The organism is Vibrio sp. 14G-20 (assembly GCF_026241515.1).
Classification (GTDB): domain Bacteria; phylum Pseudomonadota; class Gammaproteobacteria; order Enterobacterales; family Vibrionaceae; genus Vibrio.
In genome coordinates this window covers 1-16,299 of sequence record NZ_JAPHPW010000045.1, presented here as the reverse complement: position 1 = coordinate 16,299, position 16,299 = coordinate 1, and the positions used below count along the sequence as shown (strand labels likewise).

At 42.2% G+C, this 16,299-nt stretch carries 21 protein-coding genes and 1 pseudogene; 5 read left to right on the top strand and 17 right to left on the bottom strand.

Annotated features, from left to right (window positions below):
* Positions 1-431: 431 nt before the first annotated feature.
* Together OQJ75_RS22065 and OQJ75_RS22060 are read left to right on the top strand one after the other, a co-directional pair.
* Positions 432-1,409, top strand: coding sequence for a DUF1852 domain-containing protein (locus OQJ75_RS22065; protein ID WP_017630558.1), 978 nt, complete (start codon positions 432-434; stop codon positions 1,407-1,409).
* A gap of 143 nt (positions 1,410-1,552) precedes the next feature.
* A complete protein-coding gene (locus OQJ75_RS22060) occupies positions 1,553-2,581 on the top strand; it encodes a methionine synthase (protein ID WP_265974857.1) in 1,029 nt (342 codons plus the stop codon).
* A gap of 117 nt (positions 2,582-2,698) precedes the next feature.
* Here OQJ75_RS22060 and OQJ75_RS22055 read toward each other — a convergent pair whose 3' ends face one another.
* Positions 2,699-3,136, bottom strand: coding sequence for a MarR family winged helix-turn-helix transcriptional regulator (locus tag OQJ75_RS22055; protein WP_265974858.1), 438 nt, complete (start codon positions 3,134-3,136; stop codon positions 2,699-2,701).
* An 84-nt stretch (positions 3,137-3,220) separates the two neighbouring features.
* Here OQJ75_RS22055 and OQJ75_RS22050 point away from each other — a divergent pair, with 84 nt between their 5' ends.
* Entirely contained in the window at positions 3,221-3,667 is a 447-nt protein-coding gene (locus OQJ75_RS22050; RefSeq protein ID WP_265974859.1) for a hypothetical protein, read from the top strand.
* Positions 3,668-3,711: 44 nt separating this feature from the next.
* Here the strand turns inward: OQJ75_RS22050 and OQJ75_RS22045 are convergent, their stop codons facing one another.
* The 9 genes from OQJ75_RS22045 to OQJ75_RS22005 all read right to left on the bottom strand — a co-directional run bounded on the left by OQJ75_RS22045 (position 3,712) and on the right by OQJ75_RS22005 (position 8,808).
* The gene (locus tag OQJ75_RS22045) at positions 3,712-4,194 is read right to left on the bottom strand and encodes a tetratricopeptide repeat protein (RefSeq protein ID WP_265974860.1); all 483 of its coding nucleotides are present in this window, start codon (positions 4,192-4,194) and stop codon (positions 3,712-3,714) included.
* A gap of 27 nt (positions 4,195-4,221) precedes the next feature.
* Positions 4,222-4,773, bottom strand: coding sequence for a class IV adenylate cyclase (cyaB, locus tag OQJ75_RS22040; protein WP_161672097.1), 552 nt, complete (start codon positions 4,771-4,773; stop codon positions 4,222-4,224).
* Positions 4,774-4,861: 88 nt separating this feature from the next.
* Entirely contained in the window at positions 4,862-5,254 is a 393-nt protein-coding gene (locus OQJ75_RS22035; RefSeq protein WP_265974861.1) for a hypothetical protein, read from the bottom strand.
* Positions 5,247-5,696, bottom strand: coding sequence for a GNAT family N-acetyltransferase (locus tag OQJ75_RS22030; protein WP_265974863.1), 450 nt, complete (start codon positions 5,694-5,696; stop codon positions 5,247-5,249). Before OQJ75_RS22030 ends, OQJ75_RS22035 begins: the two co-directional genes overlap by 8 nt.
* A 70-nt stretch (positions 5,697-5,766) precedes the next feature.
* The gene (locus OQJ75_RS22025; RefSeq protein ID WP_265974864.1) at positions 5,767-6,267 is read right to left on the bottom strand and encodes a hypothetical protein; all 501 of its coding nucleotides are present in this window, start codon (positions 6,265-6,267) and stop codon (positions 5,767-5,769) included.
* 61 nt (positions 6,268-6,328) lie between these two features.
* Positions 6,329-6,769, bottom strand: coding sequence for a hypothetical protein (locus OQJ75_RS22020; protein WP_265974865.1), 441 nt, complete (start codon positions 6,767-6,769; stop codon positions 6,329-6,331).
* Positions 6,770-6,908: 139 nt separating this feature from the next.
* Complete coding sequence (locus tag OQJ75_RS22015; RefSeq protein ID WP_265974866.1) at positions 6,909-7,316, bottom strand: GFA family protein; 408 nt, start codon at positions 7,314-7,316, stop codon at positions 6,909-6,911.
* A 54-nt stretch (positions 7,317-7,370) separates the two neighbouring features.
* Positions 7,371-7,871 (bottom strand): opioid growth factor receptor-related protein, encoded by a 501-nt coding sequence (locus tag OQJ75_RS22010; protein WP_265974867.1) that lies wholly within the window; start codon positions 7,869-7,871, stop codon positions 7,371-7,373.
* A gap of 100 nt (positions 7,872-7,971) precedes the next feature.
* Positions 7,972-8,808 carry a DUF3626 domain-containing protein gene (locus OQJ75_RS22005; protein WP_265974868.1) on the bottom strand — a complete coding sequence of 279 codons (837 nt, stop codon included), beginning with the start codon at positions 8,806-8,808 and terminating at the stop codon, positions 7,972-7,974.
* 125 nt (positions 8,809-8,933) lie between these two features.
* On the opposite strand from OQJ75_RS22005, the gene OQJ75_RS22000 reads away from it, so the two are divergent.
* Positions 8,934-9,113: a hypothetical protein gene (locus OQJ75_RS22000; RefSeq protein ID WP_265974874.1), complete on the top strand. Its 180-nt coding sequence runs from the start codon at positions 8,934-8,936 to the stop codon at positions 9,111-9,113.
* A gap of 192 nt (positions 9,114-9,305) precedes the next feature.
* Here the strand turns inward: OQJ75_RS22000 and OQJ75_RS21995 are convergent, their stop codons facing one another.
* The 5 genes from OQJ75_RS21995 to OQJ75_RS21975 all read right to left on the bottom strand — a co-directional run bounded on the left by OQJ75_RS21995 (position 9,306) and on the right by OQJ75_RS21975 (position 14,339).
* Positions 9,306-9,779, bottom strand: a complete 474-nt coding sequence (locus tag OQJ75_RS21995) for a response regulator (RefSeq protein ID WP_017062404.1) — start codon at positions 9,777-9,779, stop codon at positions 9,306-9,308.
* The gene (locus OQJ75_RS21990; RefSeq protein ID WP_265974869.1) at positions 9,766-11,121 is read right to left on the bottom strand and encodes an ATP-binding protein; all 1,356 of its coding nucleotides are present in this window, start codon (positions 11,119-11,121) and stop codon (positions 9,766-9,768) included. The genes OQJ75_RS21995 and OQJ75_RS21990 overlap by 14 nt, the downstream gene beginning before the upstream one ends.
* 6 nt (positions 11,122-11,127) lie before the next feature.
* On the bottom strand, positions 11,128-12,546 hold the full coding sequence (locus OQJ75_RS21985) for an SLC13 family permease (protein WP_017093954.1): 1,419 nt from the start codon (positions 12,544-12,546) through the stop codon (positions 11,128-11,130).
* A gap of 414 nt (positions 12,547-12,960) precedes the next feature.
* The gene (locus tag OQJ75_RS21980; RefSeq protein ID WP_265974870.1) at positions 12,961-13,851 is read right to left on the bottom strand and encodes a hypothetical protein; all 891 of its coding nucleotides are present in this window, start codon (positions 13,849-13,851) and stop codon (positions 12,961-12,963) included.
* A 38-nt stretch (positions 13,852-13,889) separates the two neighbouring features.
* Complete coding sequence (locus OQJ75_RS21975) at positions 13,890-14,339, bottom strand: GNAT family N-acetyltransferase (RefSeq protein WP_265974871.1); 450 nt, start codon at positions 14,337-14,339, stop codon at positions 13,890-13,892.
* A 35-nt stretch (positions 14,340-14,374) separates the two neighbouring features.
* Between OQJ75_RS21975 and OQJ75_RS21970 the strand changes: the two are divergent.
* A pseudogene (locus OQJ75_RS21970) lies at positions 14,375-14,665 on the top strand (transposase); the annotation flags it as partial.
* A gap of 57 nt (positions 14,666-14,722) precedes the next feature.
* Here OQJ75_RS21970 and OQJ75_RS21965 read toward each other — a convergent pair.
* Together OQJ75_RS21965 and OQJ75_RS21960 are read right to left on the bottom strand one after the other, a co-directional pair.
* Positions 14,723-15,361 carry a hypothetical protein gene (locus tag OQJ75_RS21965; RefSeq protein WP_265974872.1) on the bottom strand — a complete coding sequence of 213 codons (639 nt, stop codon included), beginning with the start codon at positions 15,359-15,361 and terminating at the stop codon, positions 14,723-14,725.
* Between the two features lie 292 nt (positions 15,362-15,653).
* Positions 15,654-16,241 carry a TIR domain-containing protein gene (locus tag OQJ75_RS21960; RefSeq protein ID WP_265974873.1) on the bottom strand — a complete coding sequence of 196 codons (588 nt, stop codon included), beginning with the start codon at positions 16,239-16,241 and terminating at the stop codon, positions 15,654-15,656.
* Positions 16,242-16,299 lie beyond the last annotated feature (58 nt).

Genomic DNA, 16,299 nt, shown 5'->3' with positions numbered 1-16,299 from the left:
GAAAGACACGAAATGGGGCTGCTCTGCCTCTAAACTGAATTACGCAACAAAGCCATGCACAGTATAAAATCAACAACAGCAATTCACTCATTTCATCCATCTCTTAATTAAATTAATTGTCTTAAATAACGCACTATTAATGTGGTTATATTTCCATCAAGCTAATTAATATAACTGACACCGACTTAAACATTCAAACAGAATAGATCATGAATATTCCTCATGTTCAATGTGAAGTAATACCATTGTTAAAGGTGAACCTATCCACGTATAAAAACCTTAAGCAATTAACTTTATACGACAGTAATGCTACTAAGCATTAATTTCAGACAGCATAGCCTTCGATTCTTAATCTGGTCACACGCAAAAATAAAGCATTTAAATATTAAAGACCGAGAGAATCAGACAACGAATTGGGATACCAGATCAACATGAATAATGAATTTAACTTTACGATTAAGAGCATTAGCCTCGACGAAAACTACCAGCCTGCAGACAGCACGCGTATCACAACTAACTTTGCTAACTTGGCTCGCGGCGACAGCCGTCAAGCGAACTTACGTAACGCACTACAGATGATTGACAACAGTTTCAATGCTTTAGCACATTGGGATAACCCAAAGGGCGACCGCTACTCTGTAGAGCTTGAAATCATTTCTGTTGATATGGACATTGAAAGCAACGGCGAAGCCTTCCCTTCAATTGAAGTGCTGAAAACCAACATTCTGGACCACAAAACGAACGAGCGCATTGAAGGTATTATCGGGAATAACTTCTCTTCTTATGTTCGTGATTATGATTTCAGTGTATTACTTTTGGATCATAATAAAGGCCAAGATAAATTCAGTATTCCAGCCGATTTTGGTGATTTACATGGCAAGCTGTTTAAATATTTCGTTAACTCTCAAGCGTACAAAGAGAACTTTAAGAAACCACCGGTTATTTGTTTGAGTGTTTCAGATAATAAAACCTATTACCGAACTGAAAATCAACACCCTGTATTAGGCTTTGAATACCAACCGAATGAGTCTTCTTTAACTGAACAATATTTCAAGAAGATGGGATTACAGGTTCGTTATTTCATGCCACCAAATAGTGTTGCTCCTCTGGCTTTCTATTTCTTTGGTGATCTGCTGAACGATTACTCTAACCTAGAGCTTATCAGCACCATCAGTACCATGGGTACTTTCCAGAAGATCTACCGTCCTGAGATCTACAACGCGAACGCTGTTGCGGGCAACTGCTACCAACCAAACTTGAAAAACTTGGATCATTCACTGACTCAAATCGTGTATGACCGAGAAGAACGAAGCAAGCTAGCTGTTGAACAAGGTAAGTTCGCAGAAGAAAACTTCATTAAGCCATACCAGTCGGTACTAGAAAACTGGTCTGCCAACTACGCGCTGTAATCGCTCTACTTTACGCGCATTAGGAAACGTACGATCCACTTTAGGAATCTAAGGACAGGCAGAATTATTATGAAAACACTATTACCGACTTCAACAGCAGGCAGCTTGCCGAAACCGTCTTGGCTAGGACAGGCAGAATTATTATGAAAACACTATTACCGACTTCAACAGCAGGCAGCTTGCCGAAACCGTCTTGGCTAGCACAACCAGAAACACTTTGGTCTCCATGGAAACTGGAAGGCGAAGAATTAACGGATGGCAAGCAGGACGCACTACGAGTGTCTCTGCATGAGCAACAGCAAGCCGGCATCGATATCGTGAGTGATGGCGAACAAACCCGCCAACACTTTGTGACCACCTTCATTGAGCACCTGAATGGTGTCGATTTCGAGAAGCGTGAGACCGTTAAAATCCGCGAACGCTACGATGCGAGTGTACCGACTGTTGTTGGCCCTGTTTCTCGCCAAAAATCCGTGTTTGTTGAAGATGCGAAATTCTTACGTCAGCAAACCGACCAACCGATCAAATGGGCTCTGCCGGGGCCTATGACGATGATAGATACACTTTACGATGCGCATTACCAAAGCCGTGAAAAACTGGCGTGGGAATTTGCGAAGATCCTCAACGAAGAAGCCAAAGAACTTGAAGCTGCAGGCGTTGATATTATTCAGTTCGATGAGCCTGCGTTTAACGTATTTTTTGATGAAGTGAATGATTGGGGTATCGCTTGTTTAGAAAGAGCCATTGAAGGGCTTAAATGCGAAACCGCAGTACATATATGCTATGGCTACGGCATCAAAGCAAACACAGACTGGAAAAAGACATTAGGTACCGAGTGGCGCCAATACGAAGAGGTATTTCCTAAGCTGCAGCAATCGAATATCGATATTATCTCTTTAGAGTGTCACAACTCTCATGTACCACTTGAACTGCTTGAGCTTGTTCGCGGCAAGAAAGTGATGGTTGGCGCTATTGATGTTGCTACAGATTCTATTGAAACACCGGAAGAAGTGGCTAGCACTCTAAGAGAAACGCTTAAGTATGTTGATGCCGACAAGCTCTACCCTTGCACTAACTGTGGTATGGCTCCCCTACCTCGCGACATAGCCTCTGCTAAGCTGAATGCACTCAGCGCTGGTGCAGAGATCGTTCGTAAAGAGCTTTCAGCGTAACGGCTAATCTAAATAGAAAAGCTAAATCTTGAAGCCTAAGTATCGAATGATGCTTAGGCTTCCGTACTCTTCTCAACTACTACTCTCTATTTATCTAACCTCTTATCTATCTAACCTTTATCTATCTAAGAAGGTAGCCATCTTCTTCAGAGTGATTAGCGCCTTATCAAGCTCATCTCTTTCAATGCCTTCAGCGCCATTTTCAGCCCATACTTCCTGTTTTTTATCTAATAGCGCATACGCTTCCTTGCCCTTTTCAGTCATGTTAACCAACTTCGCTTTTTTGTGATTCGGGTTATCAAGCCAAGTTAGCAGGCCATCTTTCACCATGATGTCGGTAACACGCTGTGTCGCTTGTCTGCTTTGCCCCATAATACGAGCTATTTGAGAAACCGTGACCAGATCATCGGACTTTTCGATCGCCCCCATCACTTTCCATCTGGCACTGCTTAACCCCAACTCTTCGGTTAATTTATCACCCTCAGCATTCAATAGACCACTGACCTTAAAGATCTCTAGTGCGATCTTTGTGAAAACTTCTCCATTCGTATCCATAACACTCACTTTGACAACATGCTGTCATTAAATTAGACTTAAACCAAATTGACAACATGTTACCAAACTAAAGGCACAAATGATATGAAACCAATAATTCACAGAATAGCGGCATTAACAGCAACACTGTGTGTCGCGACATTCTTTACCAGCACATTGCTTGTAGAACTGTTTGGCACTTTGGAATCAGTGAAGCTAGTCAAGTCGATGATCGTTTTTCCGGGCTTATTTATTCTTGTCCCTGCCATTGCTATCACAGGTGCGACCGGTGCAGCTATGGCAAAACAACGTAAAGGAAAAATAGTTGAGCGTAAGAGTAAACGCATGCCAATTATCGCGTTCAACGGGATCGTTATTTTGATTCCGGCCGCGTACTTTTTGAATCAGTGGGCAAGTTTAGGAGAGTTCGACTCAGTGTTTTATGGCGTTCAGGTTCTAGAACTGATAGCAGGCGCGACCAACCTAACACTGATGTCTTTGAATATTATGGACGGCAGAAAGTTTCGTCCTAAGAAGGTAAAGCAAAGCTAAGCTCATCGTTTTTAAGCAAGCAGATGAGCTTTATAGTCAGCAGCTTACCAAGTTTTATCTAAATCTTGAGCGTATAAGGAGATCGCTCTTTGGTACTCTTTGATCGCATCACTATTGGTTGTAGAAACCAACAACTCAAGTAGCAGAGACGTCGCCTCTTTGTAGCGACCTAAATTATACAGACACATCGCGTAGAAAGGCTGAACTTCAAGGGAATCAGGATACTCAGCCATCGTCTGTTCGAAATAGCTTAAAGCTTCTGCATAAAGGCCTAGGCTTCGATAAGTACTCGCCAAACCGAAAAGCGCGTCAAAGTGTTCTGTAGAAGTAAGTTCACCCGACAGGGACAGCAAATAATGCTCGATGGCCTGTTGCTCTTTTCCTTGGTTGTCGTAAGACCAAGCTATCTGCAAGTGCGCTTTCGCAGCATACTTTTCATCATCGAGCAGTGTCGCCAACAAGTCTCGTGACTCTTGATACTTGGCTTCTTTTCGCAACTCGATGGCTTGTTTGATAATGGTGTCCATAACTCTCCCTGACGCTTAAGTGCTGTGCTATGCGTTCATTTCCTCAAACATCTGTTTATAAGATTGGGTTTGCAGTGCTGATTGAGTCAGCCCAAACCGACTGGCTAATAACTCCAACTCATCTTTATAAACCGATAACTTAGACTCATCATCCGTCATGATAGCGAACTCTGCAAAATCACCGATACCCGTTAATGAGTCGACAGTAATATGAAATTCGCCCACGAAGTAAATACTGCGCGTCTTCTGCGCTTTTAGAATCACTTCGTAACCCAAATTTTCAAGCATACTCTTAGCATTCGACGCATCGGTGATGTTTGTCGCTTCGCATCGGTCAGACTCTGGGCCTTTTACAATCCATAGCTTAATGCCTGAGGGTTCCATTGTCCGAATGCACAAACTCTTGTTTTGAGCTTGTAAGCTTCTGTCTGGGCTATCGAAATACCAATCGCACTCAAGGTTATCTTGGAGCATCACTTCATGGGGAATAAGGCTCAGTGTTTTCAAGAATTCTGATTTAGAATCGAGGCGATACTTAAGCTCTACTTCGTATTTACCTTGGAAATGGTCGTTAGTCATATACTAGCTCGGTGCAAAAACGGGATACTAGCACACCAACAGAACCTAAAATACAAACTGGCGCACAACACAAACCAAAGCAGTGGAACTATATTCGACACGCTAACACACGGGTCCATTCTTCTTGGCTCATAGCGCCTTTAGAAAGGTAAATATTGTATTTCTGCATCGCACCTTTCGAGTATGAAAGCTTGATGAATGAACCAATTTCAAACGGAAGAAAGCTGCGCTGTAAAGTCACATCACAAGCAACTCCATTTAAATGTACATGGCCGTTCGAGATTTCAAATGAACTATCGCGAAGCTTCCACCACAACATTAGAATTTTTATTAGTGGAGGAACACAAATTATCAGCCCTATGGTTAGCAGCGATGAACGATCACCGCCTGATATCCAATAGACAAGGCCTAATGCAATAGCAATAAACAGCAACTCTGAAAATAGGTATTTAACAAAATTTAATCGGATACGGCTAACCATGATGACTTCCTTGTAGTGAATCCAAACGTAACTCCATTTCAACCAAGCCTTTAACATCTGAAAGTTTGGTGAAGCCTTTTGATTGATAAAGCTTAATAGCGGGGTTCTCACTGAACACGCGTAGCACTAACTGAGTCGATGCTTGATTGTTTGCATGTTCGATCACTAAATCTAAACACTTAGCACCAAAGCCTCTGCTTTGGTGTTCAGCTAATATCTGAAAGTCTCTGAGAAACGTGGTGTCACTTGTATAGCTGAATCGAATAACTCCAATACGGTTGCCACCAACATAAACTTCATAGTTATCCAGCTCATCCCAGCTTCGTAAAAACTGACTATGACCCCAAGCGATGCCACGAGCCTGATAGTAACTCGCCATATTCGTTTTGGTGATTAGCTCAGCGAAGTGAGGGTCTGAACCTTTGACCAGCTTTACATCCATATTGTGTCCTTTGTTTTCAAAATAACACCGGAATGCGGCATAGTTAAATGCCACATATATTGAATCATTTTTAGGTACATTCTGGTTTCAGCTCATCCCATTTGGTATCCCATTCTTCGCCTAACAAATTAGAAAGCTTTTCACAGTCGTATAGATAGCGAAGACTATCTTCACAGTACGAAGTAAGTAATTCAGTTAACTGAGCAGACGCTTTCTCGTTGTCTTTGAGTTTTCCGTACATCATCAAACCAGTCCTAAAGGTGTCCTGATCGAGTTCAGACGCTTGCTTCGATAACATCCCAAAGGAAATAGCGTTAATAGACAGGGTTAATGCAACCGCATCGCCTTCATCTCCCTCTAATTCACAAGCGCTGTAGCGCGCTAACAAGTTCGATGTTTTTATTAATGGGGCAAGATCATCTGTGTTTGCATATTTATAGACTTCAAAACCTTGCCGAACCGCAGCTTTATGACTGGCTTGGATGCTCTCAACATAGTCTGTCAAAACATGTAAACTCGCATATGCGCCTAATCCGAACGCAACAATAAACACAGCGATTAATCTGATCACTTACCTCTCCTCAAAGAACCTTATGTTGATTAGTTTTAAGCGACTTCTTGCACTAACAACCTTACTTGTCATCGACCTTTTCTATAAACCAAGTCCCTTGGCATGGGCCGTTGGTTAAGTGCCAACGACCATCAAATCGCTTGCTGCTGCCAGTTGCTGAAAAGCGATAGTCCCACTGTCGATGTTTGGCATATAAACGTAAGTCGCCGCTTTCCGTCACCCAGCCTTCTAATGGTGTTCCGTTGTAGGTAAGCCTAAGCGTGGCTTTACCTTCACTAATGGATCCGGTGATGGTTGTGCGTTCACACATGTTATTGCCAGTGGTGTTAATACGGCGACCTAGCCACTCACCGTCGAAATCAGTAGATGGCACAAATTGGGGGCTACTAGGAAGTTTAGGGAACGACTCAGAATTACTGGACCCGAACCATTGGAGTTCACGGCCAACGAGGAAGAAGACAACAAAGCCAATTGATACAGCGATAACAAATCCCTTTTTCATAATCTAGTCGCCTTCTTATAAAAACCAAAAGAACCCTAACATAATGAAAAGTAATGAGTTAGATAAAATAATATCAACTTTGATGTATAACACAGATTGAATTTGGATCTTTGTTCAACCGACGAACGGATTCTGCACCTTAGGTTGAGCGCCCTTCTGGAAAAACGCTTAACTCGGCATGTAATTCACACCAATTCGCTTTGTAGTTTGTATAAATCTGAGCATCAATTTTGACAGAAATATCGACATCGAACGTTGATATCGCCAACTCGATATTTTCAAGAGGTTCACCTTGAACTCTGAAGCCAAGGCTTGATCCACAGTTGGAGCAGAATGTTCGTGTTGTGCCGTTTGATGCGACAAACTCTTTGAGTCGATCTTTGCCAGAAAGCCAATTTAAGCCTTTTACACCAACTAACGTCCCGAAAGCGGCACCATGAAATTTTCGGCACATTGAACAATGGCAGTGTGCTGCTTTTTCGCTGAACCCTTCAACAGAAAAACGAACACTGCCACACAAACACGAACCTTTAAAATCTGCACTCATCCTGAGTCTCCTTCCCTTTCATACAGTGTGTTAACCCACTGGCTATTGCGGCTTCTAACTATTTAACGCATTACGCCAATATTGCACCGTTTTATCAGAGACAGAACCATTTTCATTCGCTGCTGCGACCAAGAAGTCACATAATTTAGTCGCAACTTCTTCATTACCTAACAAGTACAAACTACGAATGGCTCGTGTTAGTCGAAGCTGGTTATGGTCATGATTTTTAAGCCATACATGGTTCGCAGAGCTAAGTGGCAACAATGACGATATCTCACTTCCATCTCGCTGCATGCCCCAAAAATCAAGCATCAGATCAAGCACTTGTAGATGAGCTGTGCGAAGCGCTTCTGAATTAGCAAAAAGCGCCCTATCTTCTTGAGTGACCAATGGTGCATGCTGATTAAACTTAGTCCCTTCATCAATTGGGAAAAATACCTGAATATACTTATGGTCATGCTCCAACCAAAAGTGATTATAAGCTAACAACTGTTCAATATTACGACCAAATTTGTCTGGCACTTCACCAGAGATAAAGCGAGCAATCTCACTCATTTTAAAATCCTACCGATTATATTTTGCTGCGGGTTTCCGCTAAATGCAGGGAGTTACGATTAAAAACCTCCCCATAACGTAATCACGCTATTTGAGAGGCTTATTCTGATTGATAACCAAACCGAGCCAAGTAATGCCAGACCTTCTTTACGTCTTGCTGGTCATAACCTTGCTCTGTCACAGCTAGCCCCAGTATTTTCGCATTGATCTTGCCGTTTACCGCTAACTTTTTTGCGAGTTCTATAAACGACTGGCCGCGATAATCTGGGTAGCGGCTCATCTCTTCTAGGCTTAACTCGTAGCCATTGTGCCACTTTATCGGAACGCCCAATTTCACCGCGCGCTCTTCAATAATCGTGGAGCGGTAAATAGGGTCTAATACAAGACATTCAATATCGTCTTTCAGAGAGATAACCCCATGAACATGCGCCTCGATATAATCATCGAGTAAATCGACATCCGACGAAGATGCTTTATCAATTAACGCTTTTACACGGCTACAAACCGCGAAGTCTTCTGGCTCAAAGAAACTGTCTGGATAACAAAACGTGGTTCGTGCCAAGGTGTCAGCTTTCAACTGGAAGTAAGCAGAACCAAAACGGGATGAAGCGCCAGTCTCATAGTTACGGTAGTTCAGCGCGCCATATTTCGGCCTAAGCGTGTTCGGAGCGTTGTCATACGCGCCGTCGAACACTCGCTTTTCCCATAACCAACGATCACCACCGGGGTAAGCCGTAATACCACCATTGCTGGTGCCCGTTTCAAATTGAGACTTCAAACACCCATCGTCAGCCATCGCTTCGAGCAAAGGTTTATTGTCAGACGTATAACGATCGGGGTGGAAGTTGATCGTCACCGCGCAACTCGTTAAACAATCCGTGCCTTGTGATTTCAATCGGATATTTTCGATTGCTTGCTCTACTGCATTACCAACCATGAAATCTCCTATTTTCGAAAAAGAATAGTGCTCCGACTAAACAAGTAGTACAACGCAGACAATAAACTTAACCCATTAAGATATGAACACAAAGCCTAGTTTAAAGATTGCCTGACAAGTGTTAGATGTCAGACTATTTGAATAACTCTGGTGAGGTTTCCGAGCTTACTTTTCTACAAAACGACACTGGTACTCTGCGACACATTTTAGCTCTGCTGCGTGTTCAGGGAATCGTTCGTGAAGAAAACACAAGGCATCCGCTGGCGTTGGCATTGGCATTGGCATTGGCGTGGCGTAGCGTATGAGTTATAGACTTAAGCCAGCAACCAGTGTGTTATTAACTGAGTACTAAAACCTGAACGACTAAAAGAGATAGGTAATGTATGCACCGAAAGATTACATCCTTCAAAGAAAAAACCCTTCAGAAAGCGTCCTTCGGTGCATACAATTTCAAGCGACTGACATAGATAACTAGCGTAAATCGCTAACATAAGAGACTAGCGTAAACGTCTCAACACAACCTGCTGGTCAAGCTCATTCTGATAGTCCGTATAATCAAGCCCTTGATCAAATATGTACTCAGTGACAAGAGTACGAATGCATTCAACCAATGTGCTTGCTTGCCAAGGCTTTTCAAAGTAACGGTCGATGCCTGCTGCATTAATCGCATTGATGGTATCGGTGTGAGTGGCTTGCCCCGTAAGAAGAATTTTCTTTGTATTCGGAAAGCGGCTGTCATGGAACACTTCAGTGAGTAACTCCACGCCCGTTTTCCCTGGCATCACATGATCAGACACGATGACGGTAATGTGTTCGCCTTCTGCGTCAAGCTCATCAATGAGATCAAGCACTTCTTGTGCTGATTCACAATCTTCAATATTCAGCCAACTCGCCAGCGGCTCTAAATCTTGTACCACTGCGCTCAGTACTTCTCTCTGGTCATCGACACAGATTAAATTAAGCTTCTCCATGTTCACCCTCTACTGGTAACTTGATTCTAAATACAGTTTTAGAAGCATCACTTTTCACAATGATACTTCCGCCATAACCCGCCACAATCCGCTTAACGATTGATAAACCCAAGCCCAATCCAAACGATAAACCACCTTTTTTAGTGGTGAAGTTGGGCTGAAATACCTTTCTACGAGTCACCTCGTCTATCTCAGGGCCGTTATTCGCGATCGTAACTAATATTCTTTTCTTACTTAATCTGGTTTGAATTTCTATTGCAGCATCGTCTGAATTCGACATTGCATCACAAGCATTCTTTACAATGTTGACCCAAATCTGAACGAGCTCTGTTTTCGAGCCTTTAAAAGGCGGCAAATCTGCGGGGCTCAATCGCACAGATACTCTACGTAACTCACTTTGTAACAACGATAAGGCATGGTTAATGGAGTCGTTAATATCCACCGCTTCTTCGGTGTCAATATCAATTCTGCCAAGTTGTTTAACCGATTTTACGATGCCAACGGTGTGTCTAGATGCCAAACGTAAATCATGTAAATCACAGCCCATCTGCCAAAAACGAATCGCTTCTTCTGGTTTTTTCAGCCAATGCTTTGAAATAACGTCTGTTGCAGATGAAGCGTCAATTGGAATCGCCTTCGCAAGAGAGCGAGCAATGTTTTTGTCTAAACCATATTTTCTTTCAAATTGTCGCCCACGTGCTCGTGCTTCTAACGACGACGTTTTCTGACCATGCATTAACCCAAAATCGAAAAATTGACTGGCTTCTGGATGGACTTCTTCAAGTAGCTCCATGATGACCGTTTCAAGTCGGCCAGATTTACTATTTACTACACCAATAGCGTTGTTAAGCTCATGGGCAATCCCTGCAGCCAATTGACCCAAGGTCGTCATTTGCTCAGCAGTATGTAACTTCTCTAGCGCTTTTTGTTTCGCTATCGCTTCTTGTGTTGCACGGCGTTGACGACGCGACAATTCATTGACAATCACAGGTGTGAACTGTGCGGTAAGAGGGCCAAATTTACGCTCATCTTCTGCCGGCGTGTCTTTATCGATCCACGCTAACTCAACATCGGTTTTAGCAACAACCGTTGAAGATGCTGTCCAATTACCTGAAAAGAAGCTATGAACGCCTATAAAAGCCCCACTACCCGCGCTAAATACTCGCACTTGCGGTGTATTCGCTTCGGAATAAAACCCTTCCAGTTCTCCACTAAACACATAATATAAACGAGTGTTTAACGCTGATTGCTCAATAATGGTGTTACCGGCACGGCACGTCACCCGACGTTCTGTCTGATTAAAATAACGATCGATAAGTGCTTCTAGCTTTTGTTGATACACGTATCGTTATCCTATGTGACCAATTGAATGTAGCACCCACACCATAACAAAACTCAGTAGCACACCAACCACACCTAAAATAATACCGATTCTGGCCATTTGATTGCTTTGCACATGACCAGTAGCATGAGCCAACGCATTCGGGGGCGTACTGATTGGCAGCGACATACCTAATGAAGCGGCAAAAGTCACAACAAGAATTAACGTTAATTCACCGCCTAGTGGCGTGAGTGAAGCCATAGACGACCCTAATGCAGCCATAATTGGCATTAACAAGTTAGCCGTTGCGGTATGAGACATGAAGTTTGCCATTACCAAACACAAGAACGCCGCTCCGAACAACACCACATAGGGTGAGTAGGAATCAAACGGAATGCTGTGTACCACGAGTCTTGCTAAGCCAGTTTTATCGAGAGCTAAACCAAGCGCAATACCACCTGAAACAAGCCACAGTACGTCCCAAGAAATCTTTTTCAGATCTTCTTTATTGATGATCCCTGTGAGTGAGAACACAGCGACAGGAATCAGAGCGACAGTATAAGAGTTCATGCCATGGCTTGAGCCCATTAACCAAAGAATGATGGTCAGTGCAAAAGTGACGTATACCGCAATGGCTTTGGGCGTTTTAAGGAATTTACCTTTGATGCTTAGCTCGATTTTCTTTTGGTCGGCTTTGTACATAAAGCCTATTAAAAACCACGCTAACGCCATCATAATAACGACAAACGGCACACCAAATGCCATCCATTCACCGAACGTAATGAGATTATCGCCAACTAAATATTTAAGTGCGATAGCATTCGGCGGGGTACCGATCGGGGTACCAATGCCACCGATGTTAGCGGCAACAGGAATACAAAGCGCAAACGCTATACGACCGGGGTCTTTCGGGCCAAACACAGCCAGTACCGGCGTTAAAATAGAGAGCATCATTGCCGTTGTTGCCGTGTTAGACATAAACATCGAAAAGATACCAGTGATCAGCATTAAGCCGAGCATCACAAACTTTGGGTCTTGTCCAAATGGCTTCAATAATACACGGGCTAAGTTTACGTCTAATCGATACTTAGTGGCGGCCATCGCTAAGAAAAAACCGCCCAAAAACAGCATGATGATTGGACTGGCGAATGTCGCCATGATATCGCTGTATTTTAACAGCTCACCAAAATGTTCCTGCCCATGATCAAACCTTAAAAAGATCAGCCCTTTATCCGACAACATCAATAATTGCAGAACGATAATAACAACAGACGTCGCGTAGATCGGGATGGGCTCGAACACCCAGCACAATGCCGCTAATAAAAAGATCGCGATAACGCGTTGTTGAATAATCGTAAGGCCTTCAAATGGAAACGCTGATAGCGGCATTACGAGGATAATGAAAGGAATTAAAATAGGGATAATGTATTTAATATAGGGGCGCATAGCACAAAAACTCTTCCTGAGATAACAACTACTTAGAAATTAGATTTAAAGTTCTAATTTAGATCCGACAACGAATTATCGATCTCTTATCACTATCTCACTATCGGCTAGATCAATGATTACGTAATCGCGATATCCCCTTTTTCGTTTCTGTGCGCTACCTCTACGTTTGTGTGTCATTTACTGTTGCAATTAAATTCAGAGAAACAAAAAGCAAACGTTCGCCCCTGCGTGGGAGAACCGTAATATGTGAGCCATATTTGACATCTGACTGGTTTTCAGAAGTAAAGAGCATAGCTGCTTTATCGAGTAGCTCTTTTTTTCAATTTGAGATCTGATTAGCGTGTAAGTTGTACTTCTGCGCTAACTAGACTGATAACGTTGCATAAGTTAAATGTAACGTCCTAATTAAACTCACTTTTCTAACAGACGACACTGATACTCGGCAATGCGCTTTAGATCCAATGTATGTGCAGGGAATCGTTCGTGAAGAAAGCACAATGCATCCGCTAGCGTTATTTGGTGTAGATTCGACGTATACCCAAAAACCAATCGGTGGATATTGTCATAGAGCTCATCTGAATTACCTGAGCTTTGACACTGCGCCAAGATAGCTTGATCAATCTCATCGTCAGGATCTTCCAACGGGCTATTGGCTTGTCGATAAAGGTTGGAAAGCATTGCCTCATATTGCTCTTTCGACAGCTCTTCCTTACAACGCGTTATCCACGTAAGCGTAATTAGGTTATGCCCAAAGAAACCAAACTGTTTTAGGCATGCTTGTAATACGCTATCAAGCTCTACGACTTTACTTGTGCCAGTACTTCGGTCGCCGTCAGGACTTGTCGATGTGACAAATTCAGTGAAACGGTTAAGGAATGCGGGAACTTGAGACGGATCTAACTCATGGTAAACACGATTCAGCGCCAATAAGATAGTCACATTGTGGGAAAGGTATTCACTGGTTTTAGAAGCCTGAGAAACGTAATACGAGAAGATATCGTGAAAGCCCTTATTTTCATGCCATTGCATTAAAGCAGCATACGCCGCTGGGTATACCCCGTTTTCCAATATCCTATGAATACGAAAATCTGAGAACTTTGGCGCCTGCACCGTTGCAGAGTACTCGCCTAAAACTTCAATCTCAGTTTGGTCTATCAGCTCACTCGTTTTAAGCCACACATTGTCTGATTTAGCGAAATAAGCATTCAGATAATTCGCAGACAAATAAGCTTTTAAAGAATGAGGTTGGTGGATGCTGGCACTGCTATAAAGTGCCTTTTCCAATAGTTGGTCGCTTGTCATGTTTCCTCCTTGAAACTGACGATGAATAAAGGTGGTGGTTATGTGACTAGCATCTTTGAGAAGCAAATCGAACGGTCTACACCGACATATTTACCATACGCACCGGATTCTGAGTAAGAGTGGCGACAATAAAAGGTCACCGCTTTTGAGTTCACTCTACGTGTCGATAAAATAGCTTTTCGATACCCTTTTTCAATTGCAAGACATTCGAGTTGTTTCAATAAATATGAGCCAGCACCGGCTTTGTTAGAGTACATCCGCTTAAGTTCACAAACTTCACTTCCATGATATCTAAATACCCCACATGCCACAGCGCTATCATTTAGGTACACCACGATACATCCATCTTTTGATGGCTCAAAAGCGTCAGATACAAAAGAGCTTTCACCTGTGTCATTAGTAATCTGGCGAAGTGACAAATTCAGTTCAGCGATTAATGACTGAAAATCTCTATGATTTGGTTCTACTTTTCTATATTCGAATTCCATACCTGCCACATAATGCCAACTCAATCAGCATGATCAAAAATACAATATTGCAGAGCGTCCCAAGAATAGGAAATATTGTCGTCTCTCCAATTACACACGAAAGTGGACGTTACAAAGGTAATCGCATAATCCAAGGAGGTCGAAAGTAAGCACGAACCGTTTTATACATGGCAATGATGTCAGCCATGCAATGTAACACCGTATTCAAAGCAACTTATGGTCGACTTATAGCTGCCGGAAAGCCTAAGAAAGTCGCAATAATCGCGTGTGTACGAAAGATGGTTGTGACCTTTAATTCTATGCTGAGAGATGGCGCAATGTGGGATGAATACACAGCCAAAACTAATCATGACGCCATAGTCGTTTGTTATGCGCGTCCTAATCTAGTATGCATTACCTTTAATTACTTTCGTTGTATCGACACAAATTACAGGGTTTGTAGAGTTGCTGTGAGTTTTAATTGGCATCCCCAGTAAAGTCAATTTTTCTTCATCGTCATAATTCCACTTTAATGCAAATGCTTTGTGATTTAAGCTCTTATACACTTTTATTACCTGAGGAGCCCCACCAATAGCTGGATACTTAACTGGTGCATCGGGATCTTTTAACAAATCTCGGATAACTTCAAACGGCTCAAAATCTAGCGCACCTTCTTTAAGCTTATTATTGGCTTTAAGTTTTTCTACAAGTTTGTTTCTAGCTTCATCCGTGTAGTCGCCAATAAAGGTAACTTTAATATCACTGTCGACACCACGCCACCAGCGAACGATATGCTGTGTAAATTTCTTAATATTTTTCTGATATGTGATATTCCACAGTTTGAACTGTTGCTCATGCCAGCAGTAACCACCAAATAAGAATTCTACTTCAGGAATTTCATAGTCACTCTTGTGTTCCAGCATTCCATTGAGAATTTTAATCAACACACCTTTAAAGACAGAAAGACGCTGTCTTCTATTTTTAATTTTATTGTTAGCATCTACTGCATTCTTCAGCTGAATCATCATAGGATACGAAAACATTGTATCACCAGCGAAGCACATAACGCAGTCGGTTCGTGAGAAAGTGAAGATCTTGGGGTTACAGTCCCATGACCCAAAAGATCGTAGTCTGCTATCAGTAACAAAGACTAGCTCTTCAGCATTTGCTACCTTCCTAACCCAAGCGGTACATATAGTCATTTGTTAATCCTACTGTGTGTATTAAAACCATAAAGCGCATAACATTTTGTTAAGCGGCTAAGTACAATTTGCTATAATGTGCGAAGCGCGAGCAAACTGTACGTGTCCGTTTGAGCAACTTGTTATTAGTCAGTTAGAGGCTATAAATATTTTCGACATAAAATTTAAATACATTAGCTCCTGAACTACTAAGTCTGTACAACCCATTAGGTTTAAAAAGATAACTTAACAATTTTTTGGTTGAACCGTTATCAATTTTTAATAAATCGTCAACATCAGAATACTTAATAGCAACTCCGGGTACAGCTTCATTTTCTAGCCAAGACTCCAAAAGAATTAACTTATCATCTTCGTCGTAATTATCGTTAGAACTCGTAGGGATTTTTTGCTCAGATTTAGACTGGCTTTTAAAAAGCCCCTGTACCTTCATTGCCTTCCTGATTTCGTGACTTACAGGGCCTAATGTAGCTTCAAGCTCTGATTCATCTCTAGCGCCAGAGTAAGTGGCAGGTGTTACACCTAAAAGGTCTGTTGGTATATGTAGGTCAATATTATCAGGCGTCACGATAAAACAGCGAGATTTACCAAGCCTCCCAATGAATAACCCTAACTCAAACAGAACGTTATCTCTAACAGTGTCTGTTACATTTCCTCTCATTTTTATCTCGTCATCAGGACTAAAAACAAAAATACCATAATCTGATGAATGTAAAGATTTCACTATTGTAGTGGTCAACTAAAATTGGCCACGGTTTTAGAGTTTTCCCAATATAATCGTT